18 protein-coding genes are annotated in these 18957 nt (G+C 36.9%); 1 reads left to right on the top strand and 17 read right to left on the bottom strand.

Features of this window, described 5'->3' with window-relative positions:
- Positions 1 to 360 precede the first annotated feature (360 nt).
- From mfd to LIZ98_RS02460, 16 genes are all read right to left on the bottom strand, one after another.
- Positions 361 to 3897: a transcription-repair coupling factor gene (gene mfd, locus LIZ98_RS02535; RefSeq protein WP_227138911.1), complete on the bottom strand. Its 3537-nt coding sequence runs from the start codon at positions 3895 to 3897 to the stop codon at positions 361 to 363.
- Positions 3898 to 4341: 444 nt separating this feature from the next.
- Positions 4342 to 4572, bottom strand: a complete 231-nt coding sequence (gene fin, locus LIZ98_RS02530; protein WP_108897189.1) for an anti-sigma-F factor Fin — start codon at positions 4570 to 4572, stop codon at positions 4342 to 4344.
- Positions 4573 to 4693: 121 nt separating this feature from the next.
- Positions 4694 to 5254: an aminoacyl-tRNA hydrolase gene (gene pth / locus LIZ98_RS02525; protein ID WP_108897188.1), complete on the bottom strand. Its 561-nt coding sequence runs from the start codon at positions 5252 to 5254 to the stop codon at positions 4694 to 4696.
- A 279-nt stretch (positions 5255 to 5533) separates the two neighbouring features.
- Positions 5534 to 6154, bottom strand: a complete 621-nt coding sequence (locus LIZ98_RS02520) for a 50S ribosomal protein L25/general stress protein Ctc (protein WP_108897187.1) — start codon at positions 6152 to 6154, stop codon at positions 5534 to 5536.
- A 112-nt stretch (positions 6155 to 6266) separates the two neighbouring features.
- Positions 6267 to 7217 carry a ribose-phosphate diphosphokinase gene (locus LIZ98_RS02515; protein ID WP_034766865.1) on the bottom strand — a complete coding sequence of 317 codons (951 nt, stop codon included), beginning with the start codon at positions 7215 to 7217 and terminating at the stop codon, positions 6267 to 6269.
- A gap of 14 nt (positions 7218 to 7231) precedes the next feature.
- Positions 7232 to 8605 (bottom strand): bifunctional UDP-N-acetylglucosamine diphosphorylase/glucosamine-1-phosphate N-acetyltransferase GlmU, encoded by a 1374-nt coding sequence (glmU, locus tag LIZ98_RS02510; RefSeq protein ID WP_034766862.1) that lies wholly within the window; start codon positions 8603 to 8605, stop codon positions 7232 to 7234.
- A 381-nt stretch (positions 8606 to 8986) separates the two neighbouring features.
- A complete protein-coding gene (gene spoVG / locus LIZ98_RS02505) occupies positions 8987 to 9277 on the bottom strand; it encodes a septation regulator SpoVG (RefSeq protein WP_033826373.1) in 291 nt (96 codons plus the stop codon).
- A 244-nt stretch (positions 9278 to 9521) separates the two neighbouring features.
- On the bottom strand, positions 9522 to 10340 hold the full coding sequence (gene purR, locus LIZ98_RS02500; RefSeq protein ID WP_227138910.1) for a pur operon repressor: 819 nt from the start codon (positions 10338 to 10340) through the stop codon (positions 9522 to 9524).
- Between the two features lie 99 nt (positions 10341 to 10439).
- Positions 10440 to 11309 (bottom strand): 4-(cytidine 5'-diphospho)-2-C-methyl-D-erythritol kinase, encoded by an 870-nt coding sequence (ispE, locus tag LIZ98_RS02495; RefSeq protein WP_227138909.1) that lies wholly within the window; start codon positions 11307 to 11309, stop codon positions 10440 to 10442.
- 233 nt (positions 11310 to 11542) lie between these two features.
- Positions 11543 to 11719 carry a small, acid-soluble spore protein, alpha/beta type gene (locus LIZ98_RS02490; RefSeq protein WP_034766855.1) on the bottom strand — a complete coding sequence of 59 codons (177 nt, stop codon included), beginning with the start codon at positions 11717 to 11719 and terminating at the stop codon, positions 11543 to 11545.
- A 260-nt stretch (positions 11720 to 11979) separates the two neighbouring features.
- The gene (veg, locus tag LIZ98_RS02485) at positions 11980 to 12234 is read right to left on the bottom strand and encodes a biofilm formation stimulator Veg (protein ID WP_033826366.1); all 255 of its coding nucleotides are present in this window, start codon (positions 12232 to 12234) and stop codon (positions 11980 to 11982) included.
- A gap of 410 nt (positions 12235 to 12644) precedes the next feature.
- Positions 12645 to 13514, bottom strand: a complete 870-nt coding sequence (gene yabG, locus LIZ98_RS02480; RefSeq protein ID WP_034766846.1) for a sporulation peptidase YabG — start codon at positions 13512 to 13514, stop codon at positions 12645 to 12647.
- Positions 13515 to 13752: 238 nt separating this feature from the next.
- Entirely contained in the window at positions 13753 to 14631 is an 879-nt protein-coding gene (rsmA, locus tag LIZ98_RS02475) for a 16S rRNA (adenine(1518)-N(6)/adenine(1519)-N(6))-dimethyltransferase RsmA (protein ID WP_227138908.1), read from the bottom strand.
- Positions 14624 to 15184: a ribonuclease M5 gene (gene rnmV, locus LIZ98_RS02470; protein WP_227092020.1), complete on the bottom strand. Its 561-nt coding sequence runs from the start codon at positions 15182 to 15184 to the stop codon at positions 14624 to 14626. The genes rsmA and rnmV overlap by 8 nt, the downstream gene beginning before the upstream one ends.
- 98 nt (positions 15185 to 15282) lie before the next feature.
- Positions 15283 to 16476 (bottom strand): resuscitation-promoting factor, encoded by a 1194-nt coding sequence (locus LIZ98_RS02465; protein WP_227138907.1) that lies wholly within the window; start codon positions 16474 to 16476, stop codon positions 15283 to 15285.
- Positions 16477 to 16676: 200 nt separating this feature from the next.
- Positions 16677 to 17444: a TatD family hydrolase gene (locus tag LIZ98_RS02460; RefSeq protein WP_227138906.1), complete on the bottom strand. Its 768-nt coding sequence runs from the start codon at positions 17442 to 17444 to the stop codon at positions 16677 to 16679.
- Positions 17445 to 17908: 464 nt separating this feature from the next.
- On the opposite strand from LIZ98_RS02460, the gene LIZ98_RS02455 reads away from it, so the two are divergent.
- Positions 17909 to 18139, top strand: coding sequence for a hypothetical protein (locus tag LIZ98_RS02455; RefSeq protein WP_034766836.1), 231 nt, complete (start codon positions 17909 to 17911; stop codon positions 18137 to 18139).
- A 31-nt stretch (positions 18140 to 18170) separates the two neighbouring features.
- On the opposite strand, the gene LIZ98_RS02450 is transcribed toward LIZ98_RS02455, so the two are convergent.
- The gene (locus tag LIZ98_RS02450) at positions 18171 to 18758 is read right to left on the bottom strand and encodes a hypothetical protein (RefSeq protein ID WP_034766834.1); all 588 of its coding nucleotides are present in this window, start codon (positions 18756 to 18758) and stop codon (positions 18171 to 18173) included.
- Between the last annotated feature and the right edge of the window lie 199 nt (positions 18759 to 18957).

Below are 18957 nucleotides of genomic sequence, written 5' to 3'. Positions count from 1 at the left end.
TATTCCAAAACAAGGCCCGACCAAGCGGAATACCAAGTGTAAATGGAATCATCATCCTTATATACAATTATTATCTTTCATATGGTAAGTTCTATACACAAACTAAAACTTTTTCTTATAGTAAGAATAATTGGAAATACTGGAAACAACTGTACAGTATAATTTATCCTCTTTTTATAAAAACACTAAACATAATTCTTTCTTGTATTCATTTGGATTCGTTCCATCAGTTTCTATATGATTTTCGCCACTATTTTGGTTTCTTATCCAATAAAAAGGGCTAACCCCTTTATTGACAAATAAGTTAAAGTCAATTCAGAAAATTACACAAAAGGAGGTTAGCCTATACACCATATGCTATTATGATACTGTTTTTACTTCCCGTTCAACGGTTTGCGGTAATCCTTTTAAAATCGATTCAAGAGTAGAGAACCAATCTTGTTCGATTTGACTATTGTTATAGATAACGATTTTAAACTTTTCCCCTTCCATACCGTAACCTACCATGCGACCATATGGTTTACATAGTTCCACAATGTCTTTAATTTGAATGTCTTTTGTTACCGTTTCAGTAAAGATCAGATGAATTCCATCTTTATCCTTTTTAATCAATTCAATTCCTGCCTGTTTGGCGTAAATTTTAATCTCGGAAATCAAAAATAAATTATTTACTTCTTCCGGATAATCTCCGTATCGATCAACCATTTCATCTTGCAATTCATGTATATCTTCCATGTTAGCAATTGCCCGGAACCGTTTATACATTTCAATCTTTTGGTAACCGTCATGAATATATTGATCCGGTATATAAGCGTCTATTTGAAGATCAATTTCAACCGGAAAATCTTGTTTGTCAGGTTCGTCACCTTTTCGTTTTTCTATCGCTTCTTTTAACATTTGTGAATAAAGATCAAATCCAACTGATTCGATAAACCCATGTTGTTGCGCCCCCAACAAATTTCCCGTCCCGCGTATGGATAGATCGCGCATTGCTATTTTAAAGCCTGAACCTAATTCAGTAAACTCCTTAATTGTCTGTAACCGCTTTTCGGCTACTTCAGTAAGGACTTTATCTTTACGGTAAGTAAAATACGCATAGGCAATCCGGTTCGACCGTCCGACTCGACCTCGTAATTGATAAAGTTGGGAAAGACCCATACGATCTGCATTTTCTACGATTAATGTGTTGACATTCGGGATATCTACTCCCGTTTCAATGATGGTCGTACTAACCAATACATCTGCTTCACCATTTAAAAAGCTTAACATAACATTTTCCAGTTCCATTGCATTCATTCTTCCATGCGCATAAATAAATCTGGCATCCGGTACAAGCATGGATAGTTCTTCAACTTTCCGGTCAATATCATCAATATTATTATAAACATAGTAAATTTGACCGTGTCTGGCCAGCTCTCTTTCAATAGCCTCTTTTACAAGACCGGGGTTCATTTCCATAACATATGTTTGGATAGGAAAACGATTTTCCGGCGGTGTTTCAATAACGGACAGGTCACGAACGCCCAGTAAAGACATATGGAGTGTCCTGGGAATTGGTGTTGCTGTTAACGTTAAGACATCCACATTTGTTTTTAACTTTTTAATTTTTTCTTTATGAGTTACACCAAATCTTTGCTCTTCATCAATGATTAATAGTCCAAGGTCATGATAAGTAATATCTTTAGATAATAAGCGATGGGTACCGACAACAATATCAACGGTTCCATTTTTCAGACCTTTAATCGTCTCCTGCTGCTCTTTACGTGTACGAAAGCGACTTAATACACCAATTTTAATCGGATAATCTTGAAATCTCTCCCGCATTGTTTCATAGTGTTGCTGTGCCAAAATCGTTGTTGGTACAAGAAAAGCCACTTGTTTACCGTCACAAATTGCTTTAAAAGCAGCCCGTAATGCCACCTCAGTTTTGCCGTAACCAACATCCCCACATAAAAGCCGGTCCATTGGGCGCGGTCTCTCCATATCTTTTTTAATTTCGGCAATTGACCGTAATTGATCTTGCGTTTCTTTATATGGAAATGTTGCTTCAAATTCCCGTTGTAATTCGGTATCCGGAGAAAAGGCATACCCAACAGAGGCTTCACGTTCTGCATACAATTTAATTAAATCCTCAGCAATATCCTGAACAGAAGATTCAACCTTTCTCTTCACGCGCTTCCATTCAGATCCGCCCAGTTTATACAGCTTTGGTTCTTTTCCTTCCGTACCGACATATTTTTGTACAAGATTAATTTGTTCAACAGGAACGTAAAGCTTGTCAGTACCTTGATATTTAATTTTCATATAGTCTTTATGGATTCCGTTAATTTCCAGCGTTTCAATTCCTAAATACTTACCAATCCCGTGATTCACATGAACTACGTAATCCCCGATATTGAGCTCCGAATAACTTTTAATCCGTTCTGCATTGGAAATTTTTTGTGTTCGGTGAGAATGTTTTTTTACCTTTTTATTAAATAATTCTCCCTCAGTAATAACGGCTATTTTCTCCATCGGGAATTCAAATCCGCTGTTTAACTGTCCTTTTATAATTTGCGTCTTTCCTATAATTAGCTGTTCGCCGTCCCAATTATTTACCGCTTCAATTGAGTAATCCGCTAAAACACTTTCAATTTTCTCTGTCCGACTATCATCCGCCCCTAAAAAAATAACTGTATATCCGCTTTTTTTCCAACGTTCCATTTCTGATTTCAACACGTTCATTTGTCCGTGGAAATTTTGCATTTGTTTACTGGATAAATTTAATATATTTTGCGGACTTATATGTTGAATATGACGTAAAAAGAGTGAAAAATAAACAATCGGTTTTTTCGAACCATGTAAGATTTTCCATACATCATGGCTGATTGTTATCGAATGAACAACTTTTCCTTCATCCAATAAACTTGTATGCCATTCAGCTTCTTCCTTATCAAGTGTTTCTTTCATTTCACTAACTCTACTGATTTCATCCATAAATACGATGGAATTTTCACTTATATAGTCTAGTAAACTTCCTGGTTTCTCGTAGGCAAATGATAGATATTTAAAAATCTCATCAGAAATTTGTCCGGATCGCAGCTGCTCAATTTCATGTTCAGTTTGGGTAACAAGAGATTCTTTTACCTTTTCATCTTTTATTTTCTTTAAACTATCAGCCAGAGCTTTTTCAAGTTTATCTGCTATTCGTTGAAGATGATCCGGCTCTAAAATGATTTCTGTTGCCGGGCCAATTGTCACTTCCGAAAGTTTTTCCATAGAGCGTTGGTTATCAGTAGAAAAATAACGGATGGAATCAATGACATTGTCAAACAGCTCAATTCGAATCGGATTGCTTTCTGTCAATGAATAAATGTCAATAATACCGCCACGAACACTGAACTCCCCGGGTGCAGTAACCATTTCTGAACGTACGTAACCCATTTGGACAAATTTTTGAATGGATTGTTCCAGATTAATTTCATCATCCAATTGCCACTGAATGATATGTTCAGCCCATATTGCTTTTGGAGGTAAAATTCTTCTTATACCGGCGATGGGCGCTATAACTACACCCTTTTTGTTGCTATTCAAAAAATTTAATGCTTCAATTCGCTGCGAACGTAATTCAGGACTGGATATGCCCAGGTCGGCGATTGTCAATTCATTTGCCGGATATATGAACACTTCATCTGATATAAGATGAACCAAATCTTCATATAGCTTTTGTGCTTGCAATAAATTATAGGTGATGATCAGAAGAGGCTTATTCATCTTTTGATAAATACTAGCCATAAATACGGTTCTAGCCGAATTAGATAAACCGGCAACAAGTTGTTCGTTTAATCCTTCATTTATTCCGCTTGTAATCGACGCAATGTCGTCCTTTTGCATTAAAGTGGTTAATAACTCTCTCATTCTTTTGCCTCCTCTCCTCCTCTTGGTGTCATCTATTATGAATGGTAATAAGTACATGTTTGTCTAACTTTCACTGCAAATCAAAGAGTAAAGTCGGCAACCTTTACACAAATTGTTGCCGATTTTCTCATAAAGTGAAACTTCCATCAGTGGTAACACTGATGGTTAGTTAAACCGATCGGACATTTACGGCACTCATCTTGAGGCCACTGAAAAACTACTTGAATAGATTTACTAACACAATATATAGTATGATAAAACCCGAAAATTCATCTAAATACAGTGTTTAGCGAGATTATTTGGCACTTCCTCAGCCGCCTCACTCATCTTCCACCTTTTTCTTTGATTTACTTAAGGCCCTCCGAACGAGTCGGATGTATGCAGGCAGCAAATTATTGCCCGCTAAGAGTGGGATAAACAGAAAAATGCTTTGGATCTCCAAAGCTAATGGATAATATAGTCATGTTCATAATTACTTGGATTTATTGTAAAGGATTCATGGCAATCTTCGCAAATACTTTTTACTTGGATATTTCCGTCCGGTTCATATTGAATCATGTTCATCCGTTCACTTTCGGTTAATTTATGAAAACCTAGTGTCTCATAGTCAATTACTTTATTTTCGAGAGTTCCAATTTTGGTACCACAATAACGACAAACATAATGGATACTCATCTTATGCACCCCTTGAATGGTAAATGAATTTATTCATGTTTATTTTTATTATTTACCGTTCAAGGATAGTTTATTCTCTTATTTTTACTATAACAATAATAAATTTTCTTTCCTACCCATTTCACCTATTATATATATTCATAACCTCAATAAATGGTTTCTCGAGCCATGTTTCACACGCTTGGGCACTTTTCTCAATTACTTCTGCCATAAGTGGTTTTTCATCATTTGTGAAGTTTCCCAAAACATAGTCAACAACTTCAACACCCGGGTGTGGTTTGCCAATCCCGATTCGAATTCGATTAAATTCTTTAGTCCCGATTAACTTAATGATCGATTTTATACCGTTATGACCAGCCGCGCTTCCTTTATAACGGAGACGGATTTTCCCGGGTGGCAAATCCAATTCGTCGTAAATAACAAGTAAGTTTTCATGAGAAATTTGGTAATAATCCATAATTGCCCGAACTGCTTCACCGGAAAGATTCATATACGTCATAGGTTTTAATATAATGACTTTTTCCCCGTTGACCATCCCTTTACCGAACAAGCTTTGAAATTTTGCCTCATTCAAAGGAATATTCCACTTTTCCACTAATTTATCAATAACTTTAAAACCGATATTATGTCTCGTTTCTTCATATTGTTTCCCCGGATTGCCTAAACCGACAATTAATTTCACTCCAATGCCCTCCTCTTGATTGAGGAATCATCTCCGGTCGTCAATCAAGCCGTAATTTTTTCTGTTAATTTACTTTAAATGGCCTTTAGACCGCTTCCATTGCATCCGGCGAATGTAGAGATTCCCAGAAAATATCTGAGTTGCATCTTTAGGTAAATGTTTCCTAATCACTGAAAGAGGGGCTGTCCATTATTACTGGTTCGATTTTCTTTTAAGGATTTCAACGTAGTACATCGACATTCCTTAAAAAAGAACCAGCCATGGAGCAACCCTCCTAACCTATTCTTCCCTACCTTCCAAGTTTTCCGGTATACCCGGCTCTTGTTCTTCACCGGTACTGATTTCTTCCTCTTGTCTTGGCGGTAAAATAGAAGCAATTACCTCATCATTCTCATGATTTATTTCAAATGGATATTGCTGCCTTATTTTACCAACTGTTATCGTTTCACCTACTTGTAAATGGGTTACATCTACTTCAATTGCATCCGGAAAACGATTTACATTGGTAGTGACCGACAAATCGAACATTGACTGCTGAAGGACACCACCGTCTTTTACACCTTCCGCATCATTAACTAAAACAATGCGGACATCCGCTGTTATTACACTTAATGAATTTACAGCTAAAAAATCAATATGAATAATTTCTCTTGTAATCGGATCAACTTCATAATTTCTCACAATGGCCTGCTGTCTTTTTCCGTCAACATCAATGGTAAATATACCATTTTTACCAATTTCATTGAATTGTTTTTTGAAATCCAATTTCTCAACTGAAATCGGTGCATTACTTACATTTTTTCCATATAAGATTGCCGGAATATTTCCGTTTTCCCGCAATGAATTCAGAGTAGCTCTCGTTTCTTTTGATCTTTCTTGTGCATATAAAACTGCTTCCATTGTTTTGGACACCTCTTTTTTTCGTTCAAATCTACAATTATAATATGTCCAAAACTTGGTATTAATAATCAAACGATCGCCAATCATATGTCTAATGCATTAACTTATAGGATTAAAACAAATCACTTACCGAGCGGTGTTCAAATACCCGTACAATTGCTTCACCTATTAAAGGGGCAACAGATAATTGTTTAATTTTTTCTATCCTTTTTTCCTCACTTAAAGGAATGGAGTTGGTTATAACAAGTTCTTTTATTTTGGAATGTGCAATCCGTTCAATTGCCGGCCCGGATAAAACCGGATGTGTACAACAAGCATAAACTTCACAAGCACCTTGTTCAACGAGTGCATTTGCCGCAAGTGTAATCGTACCGGCTGTATCGATAATATCATCAATGATTATAGCTGTTTTCCCTTCAATATTCCCGATAATATTCATTACTTCTGCTACATTTGGTCTTGGACGCCGTTTATCGATAATTGCAATCGGCGCTTTTAGACGATCGGCCATTTTTCGTGCACGGACAACACCACCGTGATCAGGGGAAACAACGACGATATCGTCAAAATTTTTATTTTCAAAGTACTCAGCTAAAATAGGTACACCCATTAAATGGTCAATTGGAATGTCAAAAAACCCTTGAATTTGAGGAGCGTGCAAATCCAAAGTAATCATGCGGGAAGTTCCGGCAGTTTCTAATAAATTTGCAACAAGTTTAGCAGTAATTGGTTCCCGGGACCGAGCCTTTCTATCTTGGCGTGCATACCCGTAATAAGGCATAACTACATTGATTTTTCTTGCAGAAGCTCTTTTTAACGCATCAATCATGATCAATAATTCCATTAAATGTTCATTAACCGGATTACTTGTCGATTGAACAACAAAAACATCACAACCGCGAATACTTTCTTCAATATTGATTTGAACTTCTCCGTCGCTAAAACGGTTAACAGTACATTTTCCAAGACTGACCCCAATCTCTTCGGCAATTTCACTTGCCAACTCCCGATTGGAATTTAACGAAAATAATTTCAACTTTTTATCTGGGTACTGGTTAGACATGATGAACCTCCTGGTTAACCTTTTTTCATTCGATTTTTCACATAATTTTCCTTATTAACTTGCCGTGCGCGGGCAATGGATAACGAATCTCCCGGTACATTGTCCGTTATTGTTGAACCGGCTGCTACATATGCACCCTCACCGATTTCTACCGGAGCAACTAAGTTCGAGTTGCATCCGATGAACGCACCATCTTTTATGATTGTTTTAAATTTATTTACACCATCATAATTAACAGTAATTGAGCCACATCCGATATTTACATTGCTGCCTACATTAGCATCACCTATATAGGATAAATGTGACGCTTTACTTTTTCTACCAAATTCCGTCTTTTTAATTTCGACAAAGTTGCCGATACGAACTTCATCATGAATAAGAGATTGCGGTCTGATATGTGCAAATGGACCGATTTGAACGTCTGAACCAATCTTGCTGTCATGTGTGACCGATTGACGAATCGACGTCCGATTGCCAATATCGCAGTTTAATATTTCAGAATTAGGACCGATGATGCAATCTGTACCAATAACCGTATTCCCTTTCACCATTGTGCCGGGATATATGACTGTATCCTGACCGATTACTACCGTTGCATCGATATAAGTTTGCTCCGGATCAATAATGGTTACACCGTTACGCATATGTTTTTCATTGATTCTTTGTTGCATAATTTTACCTGCCTGAGCTAAAGCTACTCGATCGTTGATACCAAATATTTCGGTAAAATCATTTGTTGTAAAAGCTGTTACCGTTTGTCCCGCGTCTTTTAAAATTCCAATAACATCCGGCAAATAATATTCATTTTGTGCATTATTATTTGTCACTTTTTGTAAAGCATGAAATAAGGATGCATTATCAAAGCAATAGGTTCCTGCATTTATTTCCTTTACTGCTTTTTCCTCATCGGACGCATCTTTATGCTCGACAATTTTTTCCACATACCCTTGCTCGTTTCTAATAACACGACCATAACCGGTGGGATCTTCTGCAACTGCAGTAAGAATTGTTGCCTTTGAATGATTGTTGATATGGTAGTCAATCATCGCTTTGATCGTGTCAGCTTTCAACAAAGGCGTGTCACCACAAACGACAAGAGTAAGACCTTCTTTATCCTGCAATAAATCCCTTGCTTGCATAACAGCATGTGCCGTACCTAATTGTTGTTCTTGTAAGACAAATTCCGAGTCATCTTTTAATTCATTTTTGACCTCATCTGCACCATGGCCGACAACCGTAATGATTTGGTCAGCACCTATTTGTTTCAATTCATCAATGACATGCCTAACCATTGGTTTCCCACAAACAGGATGCAATACTTTATAAAGTTTTGATTTCATTCGGGTTCCTTGACCTGCTGCTAAAACTATTACATACTTCTTGGACATATGCACCCTCCACTTTTACCTTTTTATCCACTATTGAATATATCTCAATCAAGACCATATTTCAAGGAAGGATTTGCTTGAAAATATTGCAAAACTTCAACGAGCGGCTCGATCATCGAGTAATGAAAAAGAACACAAACTACCTATGACACATCCTTATGGAACACTTGGATAGTCGTATCGTAACCTCCCAAATCAACAGGGATCGGTCATTTTCTATCCATCTGTGCAATTGCCAATCTTTAAAACTTCAAGTATAGGTCTTTTCGTGACCTTAGTGAATGAATAAACAGGATATGTTTTGGTAATGATTGGAAGCCTAATAAGCGGGAAACAAAAAAAGAGCCTTACACACTTGTAGGCTCTCGGTTGTTATTTTTTTCAGGATGCCCCGGCTTCTTCCAACTCTACTTCTACTTCTCCTAAACGATGGTACTCAGATAACACCGCTTCTTGTATCTTTCCTCTTGTAGTAGAGTTGATCGGATGGGCAATATCTCTAAATTCACCGTCCGGCGTACGCTTGCTTGGCATAGCAACAAACAATCCGTTATTGCCGTCAATAACACGGATATCATGGACGACAAATTCATTATCCAATGTAATTGAAGCAATCGCCTTCATTCTCCCGTCCGTATTCACTCTCCGTAATCGTACATCTGTTACTTCCATTCGTTTCACCACCTTAAAGTAGACTTAATAATAGATTCTACAAATTTTTTTAGATTCCTTCTTAAACTAAGGAAATTTTTTTAATTTTTTATGTAAATTCAACTATAACATCCTTATGATAAATAAATTTAATTTTTTATAAAAATAACAGCAATAAAGTGAAGCCGTTTGTTAGTTGAATACATCCGGATGCATGTGGGAATTCCCTTTCCCACAAATCTTGCCGCTAAGCGCGGAATCAAATTTATTTAGTAAAGTAATTACCTTCATGTACAGAAATTCTTTTTTCCTGTACATCGACATTTGATAATTTGACAATCGATATGTACTGATCAACCAGTCGATCTTCCACCTCTTCTGATTCAACAAGAACAGCAATACCGGCATAACTCGCTTGAAATTCATCCAACAAACTAATCATCCCGCGTATGGTCCCGCCGGCTTTCATGAAATCATCGACGATTAACACCCGAGAACCCTCTTTCAAACTCTTTTTCGCCAAAAGCATTGTCTGGATTCTCTTACTTGATCCTGTTACATAATTGATACTTACCGTTGAGCCTTCTGTTATTTTTGCATCTTTACGAACAATAACGACCGGGACATTTAAAAATCTTGCGGTTGCATATGCTAATGGAATCCCTTTAGTCGCTACAGTCATAACCGCATCAATTGGTTCATCACAGAATTTTGATGCAAACATCCGCCCCACTTGATCCATAATCATTGGGTTGCCGACTATATCAGCCAAATATAAGTAACCGCCGGGTAAAAGACGATCAGGTTCTGCAATTAACTGGCATAAATCAGCAACAAAAGGTTTTACCAGGTCTTGTTTCACTTTTACATAATACTTAACTCCTCCGCTTGCTCCCGGAATCGTCACCAGTTTCCCGATTCCTTGTAGAGCAAATATTTCCTTTAGTATGGTTAAATCCTCACTTATCGATGACTTCGCCGCTTGATACCTTTCAGAAAAAAAAGTTAATGAGATCAAGTCTCTTGGATGGTTTAACAGATAATTCGTCATGTCAATTAGTCGTTCACTTCTTTTCCAACTCATATGTTCACCTCCATAAATCCGAATAATAATATAAATATGATATACTAATATTCGTATTTTATCAAGATACCCAAAATATATCAGGGTACCAAATTCTCTTTAACTGAATTCATTTCGTTTACCTAATAACCGTACAGCATAAACTTGATGACAATAACCCCTCAGTCCATTATAAAGTCTCTGCATTCTGGAATCGTGCTGGACAAGAGCAAATACGGTTGGTCCGCTCCCACTCATTAATACCGCATCCGCACCAAACCTTTTCATATCGTCTTTCAAATGTTTTACTTTCGGAAAATATTTGAATGTCACTGATTCAAGAACATTGCTTAGATTGGCGCATATTCCACGGTAATCACCTTGATAGATTGCATCTACCATTGCTTTTGTATTCGGATGAATGACTTCATTTAGATTCAGATGTTCGTAAACTTCCGCCGTGGAAACACCTATTGCCGGTTTTGCCAAGACGACCCAACAATTAGGCGGCGGCGGTAACGGGGTTATGATTTCTCCCCTTCCTTTTGCTAATGCCGTTCCACCATAGACACAAAATGAAACATCTGAACCAATTTCCGCCCCGAGTTCGGCCAGTTCATCCAAAGTAAGTCTTAAATCCCATAGTTTATTCATCCCTCTCAGAACAGCAGCTGCATCACTGCTTCCCCCGGCAAGTCCGGCTGCAACAGGGATGTTTTTCTCAATCGTAATGGAAGCACCGGACTTTATATTAAAGCGATCCTTTAATAAATTTGCCGCCTTATATGCCAAGTTTCGATCATCGTCGGGAACAAACCGAGTTTGCGAATGAATAACAATCCGATCATCATTAAGTAACTCAAGTTCCAGGCGATCAGCTAAATCAACGGTTGTCATGACCATTTCCAATTCATGATATCCATCAGTACGCTTGTAGAGGACATCCAACGAGAGGTTTATTTTTGCTGGAGCTTTTACAAGAAGTTTCAACACGTCCACCTACTTTTAAACATTATGTATAATTTTGTATTATTTTACCATATAACAGCAAAAGAAACGAATCGTGTTAAGGGGGAAGTATTTAATGATTATTTTTTCAAGTGAAATACTTCACTAAACCCGGGAAATATTTTCCTCATACGAAGGGCATATAAAAATCCGAGGATAAGACCTCGGATGTTGTCACAGTAAATTTTGTTGTTCATATGGTGGACTTTGAAGAATTACTGCCGATTTTTCATCTGCTCTTCCGCAATCTCTATGGCACGTTTTACCATATTTCCTGCATCTCTTGCCCGAATGCCGCCCCATCCTTCTTTTTCAACGACATCGTAGAAACCAAGCTCTTTGGCCAATTCTACTTTCATTTCTTCAGACATGATTCCTCTTCTCCTACCCACAACGACAACCCCTCTCATACTGTGACATGTATAGTTTAATCTGAAATACATTTAGCATACCCGGTAATAACAACCGAGCATTCCAAATAAAAACAAATAAAGAAAAATCGGCGACTGCCGAGCATCCAGGCGACGGCAGAGCCGCAAGAGCACTTATGCTTAATTCTTAAAATTTCCAACTACGTCAAATTCGCTTCTTTGCTGGAAAATTATACATTCTTAACGTATAAAAAAGGCAGTAACCCAAAGGTAACTGCCTACTATACTAACTCTTGCTTGTCTTCATAAAATGTAAGTTGTACAGTCTGTGTTAAAATATCCGCATAACTGTAAGATACTCGTTCAAATGAATTCTCATCTTGATCTAATTCAATAACAAAAACGGCTGGATATGTTTCAGCTAATACACCTGTTCGTTCAATCGTTTTTTTTCGTCCACCGTTAGCTTTTAACATAAGACGTTTCCCTAAATTTCCATCAAGACTTTTTTTAATATCTGACAATGTTCTTGGCATATCTTCTACACCTCACTAAGCTTTATGATAACAAATTTACAGGTTTTTGTCAAGGATAAAACTAAAATTATATCAAGGATAAAAAATGTTTGTCAATAACTTTTATGTCATTTTTCAACTTTTTTCGACACCATTATTCTTACCGATTTTTCATAATTTTATGTACCCATTGTTCATTAATTTCACTAAAGAAAAAATTTTTTTACAGTAACGGAGATCAGATAATTCCAGTCATTCATTTCGAAAGGATAAAGTGAGATTTCAATCAACGGGGAAATCCTTATCCCCACTGAGTGTAAAAAATTCCCTCAAATGTATGAGGGAATTCTCTCCCGCCTATCTTCCTCATTGATTTCATTCTTGAGGTAGGCATTTTAACCAGCCGTTATGAGTGGGATAAAACAACGGATTTAGTCAAATTTTGGATGATATGGCATCCCCATTCTTAAGACACCTTTTGTTTCAATCCCACCGACACCTTTTTCCCCGGTAATGGTGTTCCGTAATATTTCCCATACATGGACACGCTCCGTAAACGGGGTATAACTTAACTTTGAAACGATATAGACGGGATCTAAAGCATGGATATTTACCCTTGCCGGCGAACTCGCAAAATTAGCTCCGGCTGCAATTAACGATTCAAAATGTGATTGACACGCACCGGCAAAAATAATTAATTGATCTAAATTTGGATATTTATTTCTTATTTTATTCACTGTCAGGACAAAGTCTTTTGAATGACGATACGAATTAATATCACTTTTTTTACCTTTTTGCTGAGAATACGCATCATGACCCGTAATAACCAATATATCAGGTCGAAACTCATCGACCCATTGGGGGACTTGATCAGGCATATTTTTTTCATCACAGTAAAAACCTGAAACCGGAACACCAATTTTCCGATACATCGCTAAACATTTTTTTAAGTAATTTGGATCTCCATCGACATGTAACACTCTTCCGGGAATTTGAAACAATTGAAAGTCCGTATTATAACCAAGCGAGGTTTCATACTCCTGTTTTTCAAGAACAGCTTGATAATCTTGGCGAAATAAGTATAAGGATTGCTCTTCCAATTCACGGAACGGGGCCAAAAGTTCATTTTTCATACGGGTATCAAGGACGATTAAGTCCTCAATCGGTGCATCGGCAATTAGTCGAATATCCTCTCCATATAAGAGCGCAAAAGTACGACCTCGCTCCTCATATACTCGGATTACCCGAAACGGAATATCACATTTATATGATTTTCTACCCACGATTTGATTGATTTTTATCCCATGGCCTTCACTCCATGTCTTAAAATAAAAAGGCTTTTATAAGATATGCAAACAAAAACCACAGGGTGTATGAATATTTAGCAGGACGATAAATTCACTCAAAACTGTTTTTGTCCCTTATCCTGAAACCTTAAATTACCAACTACGTCTTATTGGCAACCTCGTTGAAACTTGAGCTTAACGTAAAAAAGGTTGCCGTTTTTCATTTTTTCCCGGCAACCTGACCATTTTAATATTATGCAAAATATGGAAGTAGTCCATCACTTAATTTTGCAAATTCTTCAATTGTTAAAGTTTCCCCTCTTCTCGTCGGATCAATCTCTGCCTTTTCTAATGCAGCCATAATCCGCTCCTTTTTCTCTTTGCCATTTTCAAGCTGGCTAACCAAATTATTTAAAATTGTCTTCCTTCTCTGGGCAAAACTGAATTTGACAATGTTGAAGAAGAATTGTTCATCCTTGACAGCGACAACAGGCTGATCTCTTTTTGTTAATTTCACAACCGCCGAATCCACATTTGGTTGCGGAATAAAAACCGTTTTTGGTACATTCATGACAATTTCAGCCGTTGTATAATATTGAATGGCTATTGTTAAAGAGCCGTAATCTTTTGTTCCAGGCTTTGCAGTGATTCGGCTGCCTACCTCTTTTTGCATCATTATGACCATGGACCGGAATGGCAAATGATCCTCTAGACATTTCATAATAATCGGCGTTGTAACATAATACGGGAGATTGGCAACAATAGCAATATCCTTCACCTCTTGAAGATAGGTTTCAATTGCTTGATGAACATCGGCCTTCAGGAAATCTTGGTGAACAACTGAGACATGGGGATATGGCGACAACGTATCTTCTAAGATCAGAAGTAATCTCTGGTCAATCTCAAAAGCAAGTACTTTTTTACATCTTTTAGCCAATTGTTCTGTAAGGGCACCTATTCCTGCACCAATTTCAATGACCCCGCTCTCCGAAGTAATTTCAGCATGGTCTACAATATTATTTAAAATATTTGTATCGATTAAAAAATTTTGCCCAAGGCTCTTTTTAAAAGTAAATCCGTACTTTTCCAGGATTGCCCTCGTTCGTAGTGGTGTGGCGATATCTCTATCCATTTTGTTCCTCCTGAAAAATTTTATTGATCGCTTCTAAAAATAACTCTCTTGATATTTGAAACATGTTTAGTCGCTTATGCAATTGCTTTCCATTTGTATATCCAATTTTTAGAAGCTCCCCTAATCTTTCCCTTCTCCATTTTGAAGATGCATCCCCAATGAGACGATAGTAAACTAAGTCTTCTTTTGTAATTTTCTCTTCGGGCTCTATTTCCATCCGATGAGCATCTTTCAAAGCAGTACGGATCGCTTCCGGGGAGGCATGTTCTACACCAATCCCTCTTCCTAATTTATCTCTTGCTTCATGTTTTGGTAAAAAAGCATGTTTACAATTTGGTATGCGATCAGTAATGGTTTTTCTTATTTTCTCACCCGGGAAATCAGGGTCGGTAAAAATAATGACTCCGCGTTTTTCCGCAGCCAATTCGATTTTTCTCAAAGTTTCCTCATTTATTGCAGAACCATTCGTTTCAATTGTATCCGCATCAATCGCCCGTTTAATGGCAACAGTGTCATCTTTTCCTTCAACAACAATAATTTCCTTTATTTTCATAATTCCTCCATTGTTAACCTCATATAAATATCGCAATTTCTATTATGATATTTTTCCATAGAAAAGTAAAACGCAGAGGGAGTGTTCCCTCTGCCTAACTATTGAAGAATTTTAATTTTTACGGTCCTTTGCCCCCAACGGTACGCATCGCTTTGTGAGGCAAAAAAGACATCAATTTTATTCCCTTTAATACGAGTCCCGGTATCGGCAGCTATCGCATAACCATACCCCTCCACGTATACTTTTGTCCCTAAAGGAATGACGCTCGGATCGACAGCAATAATTTTTGCCCCCGGGTTTGCATGAAGATCAATCCCCGTTGCTGTTTTTCCGGAACAACCGTTACAGGAAGCAGTATAGGCGGTGGAACTAACATAAAACTCTTTCCCTGTCTCCGTACCGCGGGAAACCAGTTGTGTCATTTCCTTTGTCCCAACTGCGACAATTTTATCTGTTGCATTTTCCATCACATTTTCACTAATTAATGTTTTGGAAACCTCTTGCCCGTTTTCTAAAATAACCTCATATGTCTTTTGCACTTTGCCGGTTTTTCCCTCTTGAACAACTTGCTGTTTCCCGGATTCTAAGTTGCTGTCCTTTTGTGTAACGGTAGCAAACTCAAGTGGTTCTTCCACTACATCGGTGACCTTTTCAACCCTGACGATGTTTATAGGAACATTTTCCCCAATCATTTGATCTAAACCTGGTTCAACACGATCAAGTTCATTTAGTTTAATTCCTTGTTGTTCTAAAAAGTCAGCGACCGTAGTCGAAGTAGACCATACCGTCCGCTCTTCTCCTCCATCGTTTACGACAACTTGAAAAGCTGTATCTAAATTAATTAATAAACCTTGTTTTATTTTCGCTTCGAGCGGAATACTTAATTGATCCTGTTCTTTAATAGCAATTTCACTTTCTGCCAAAAACTCCTTCACCGTTTTTCTTGTAGTCCATACCTTCTTCTCTTCTCCATTAAGTTTTAATATCACCATATATGCAGGTTTCCAAACAATTTGCATATTGTCTTTTACTTTTGCATTGACAGATGGTGATAGATAGTCTTGTTTTTTGTAATTGATTTTTAATTCACCTAATAACTCATGAACCGTTTCTGCATGTGTCTTTATCTCTTTCTTATTGCCGTTTAACGTCAAGGAAACATTTTTCTTCGTTCCTTGGTAAATGAAAAGACCTGTTAGTGAGGCGATGACTAAGAAACTAGCAATTAAAATCAATGCTTTATTTCTTCTAAAAATGTTGGTGTACAGGTCCTTCATTTTCGTAAATTTCATGCATGAACCTCCTTTTCTGGGGTGCGTACCTTACAAGAGAATTAATTTGAGAAGGGATGGCTACTACTATATAAATCTATGTTCCACATTATTGCATATATTCCTACTTTCAAAAAGAAAATCTTATCGACACAGTTTTTCTTTTTGATAGGGGATTGTGGCAAATTTGATGAAAATTTGTCTAAACCCCTTTGCTTTTGTCACTCTATGCCGAAAAGTAATTTCGCATTTTTCGTTGTTGCTTCTGCCAATTCTTTAAAAGGAACCCCTTTTATATCAGCAATTTGCTCGGCTACTAGTTTGACATATGCCGGCTCATTTCTTTTTCCTCTGTATGGGTGTGGAGCCAAATACGGGCAATCCGTTTCAATTAATATTCTATCGAGCGGAACCTCTTTCGCCACTGCTTTCGGCCTTTTTGAATTTTTGAATGTAACAGGACCACCTAATGAAATATAAAAATTCATCTTCATGCATTCTCTTGCCGTCTCTACACTGCCGCTGAAACAGTGCATAATCCCGCCGACTTCTTCCGCATGCTCTTCTTTTAATATCGTAACCGTATCTTCCATTGCATCCCTCGTATGAATTGCGATCGGAAGACGTAATTTTTTCGCCAATCGGATTTGTTCCCGAAATAATCTTTGCTGAACATCTTTTGGTGATTTATCCCAATGATAATCGAGACCAATTTCTCCATAAGCAACGATTTTGGGATGTTTGCATAATTGTTCAATCCATTGTAAATCTTCCTCGGTGCAATCGACAGCATCAACCGGATGCCAGCCGATACACCCATATATATGGTCATATTTCTCAACTAGTTCCATTGTCCTTTCAATCGTCGGGCGATCGAAGCCAACAACCACGATGTCGGAAACCCCGGCATTACCGGCTCTTTCAATTACTTCTTCCAAATCATCTCTATAATCATCTGCATTTAAATGAGCATGTGTATCAAACAACATCATTAATTCTCCTTTAATATATTGGATGGCCTGTAATCAAGAACCATCAATTCCATTATTTCTCAGCAAATCAGCAGGGTCATGTATTAAAGAAGAATGAAGTCCTTTTTTGTCCGTTATAACCTTAACATAGAATTGTTTCAAATATGTAACAGATTCTTTTTAATTTAGGCACAAAGGGATTTCATTCCGACCCTTATCCAAGTATCTCCGTTAAGTAAAAAAAATAAAAAACCTTTCAAAAAAAGGATTATACCGCTGTTTTCGGGGAGTTTTTGTTCTTTGGACTGTCAAAATCAGGATTAAATATAACCCCCAAGTAAGGAGTTGTGTATATACAAAAAATTCCTTATTTTACAGGTGAAGAGGTTATAAATGTTCCAAACGTTTTCTTTTCTATTGTAAACATTTTTGCTAAAATTAAGTTATTGGTTAAAGAATTTAAATTGGGGGAATGATCTACCATGCTTTTGATTTTTGGTAAGTTTATCTTGTTTTATTTGTTAGGTACAATTGCATTCGCCCTCTATAAAGTAATGTACTACAGTATCAGCAAAAAATTGATTACAAAAACGGTTGAGGGTACAAAACTATATTGGGCTTTGAATCTCTTTGTTAAAGACGGGAAAAAACTGGATGATAGTGATTACTTTACTATAGCTGTTTTTGCGGTTTTATGTACGATTTATTTATAAAAGGCTCCTAGAATATTTCCAGGAGCCTTTTTTATTTCGTGGGATATCCATTATTTTCACAGAAGTTTTTAATCTTCTCATGTTTTTTTGAAAACTTTTTGCATGCTTCTTTGATCCCATATGTATAAATGTCTTCTAAAAACTTTTTAGCAACACCAGCCAATCCCAAAGCTGTTAATACAGCAATTAGATCTTGCAGTGAAATATATACAAGCCAAGGTAACGCAGGCGCAATCATAGGTTTGATTTGTTTATCGCCTTTTATCGGAATTTGTTTCCCACTCTCTAAAAATTTCACTTGTTCTACTGGTAAGTTTTCAAAAAATATCGCCATATTTGTTACCTGTTCTACAGAAAAACCAATTTGGAGTGCTTTTTGACGGTCTACAGAATACGTAAAATCATTATTAAGTTTCAATGCTTCTTTTACAAACTTTTTCGCTTTTTCTATGTCTTTTTCATCAACATTTTGCACGACATTGCTAACTTCTTGATGATTAATCAAACTTTCTGTTGAATTTTTTGCCTGAGCTGTAGCCGCTGGCATAGTTAGTACTACTGAGGTTAGGAGTGCAAACACTGAAAGAATAATTATCACCCTAGCCTTCATACTTTTCATACCAAAAACAACCTCCTATAGTTTATTCTATTTACAAGTTATATATTAACATATAAACCAACTATAAGTAAGTATTTTTTTGATAATTTTATAAATTTAGTTTTCTTATATAATAAAAGATTAGTATAAGTATTGTTTCGGTATTGTTTCAGTATTGTTTCGGTATTGTTTCGGTATTGTTTCAATATTTTTTTAATAT

This window comes from Caldibacillus sp. 210928-DFI.2.18 (genome assembly GCF_020554505.1).
Lineage (GTDB): Bacteria > Bacillota > Bacilli > Bacillales > Caldibacillaceae > Caldifermentibacillus > Caldifermentibacillus hisashii.
Note: the sequence above shows the minus strand (reverse complement) of the source record. Positions and strands in the feature narration are given on the sequence as shown.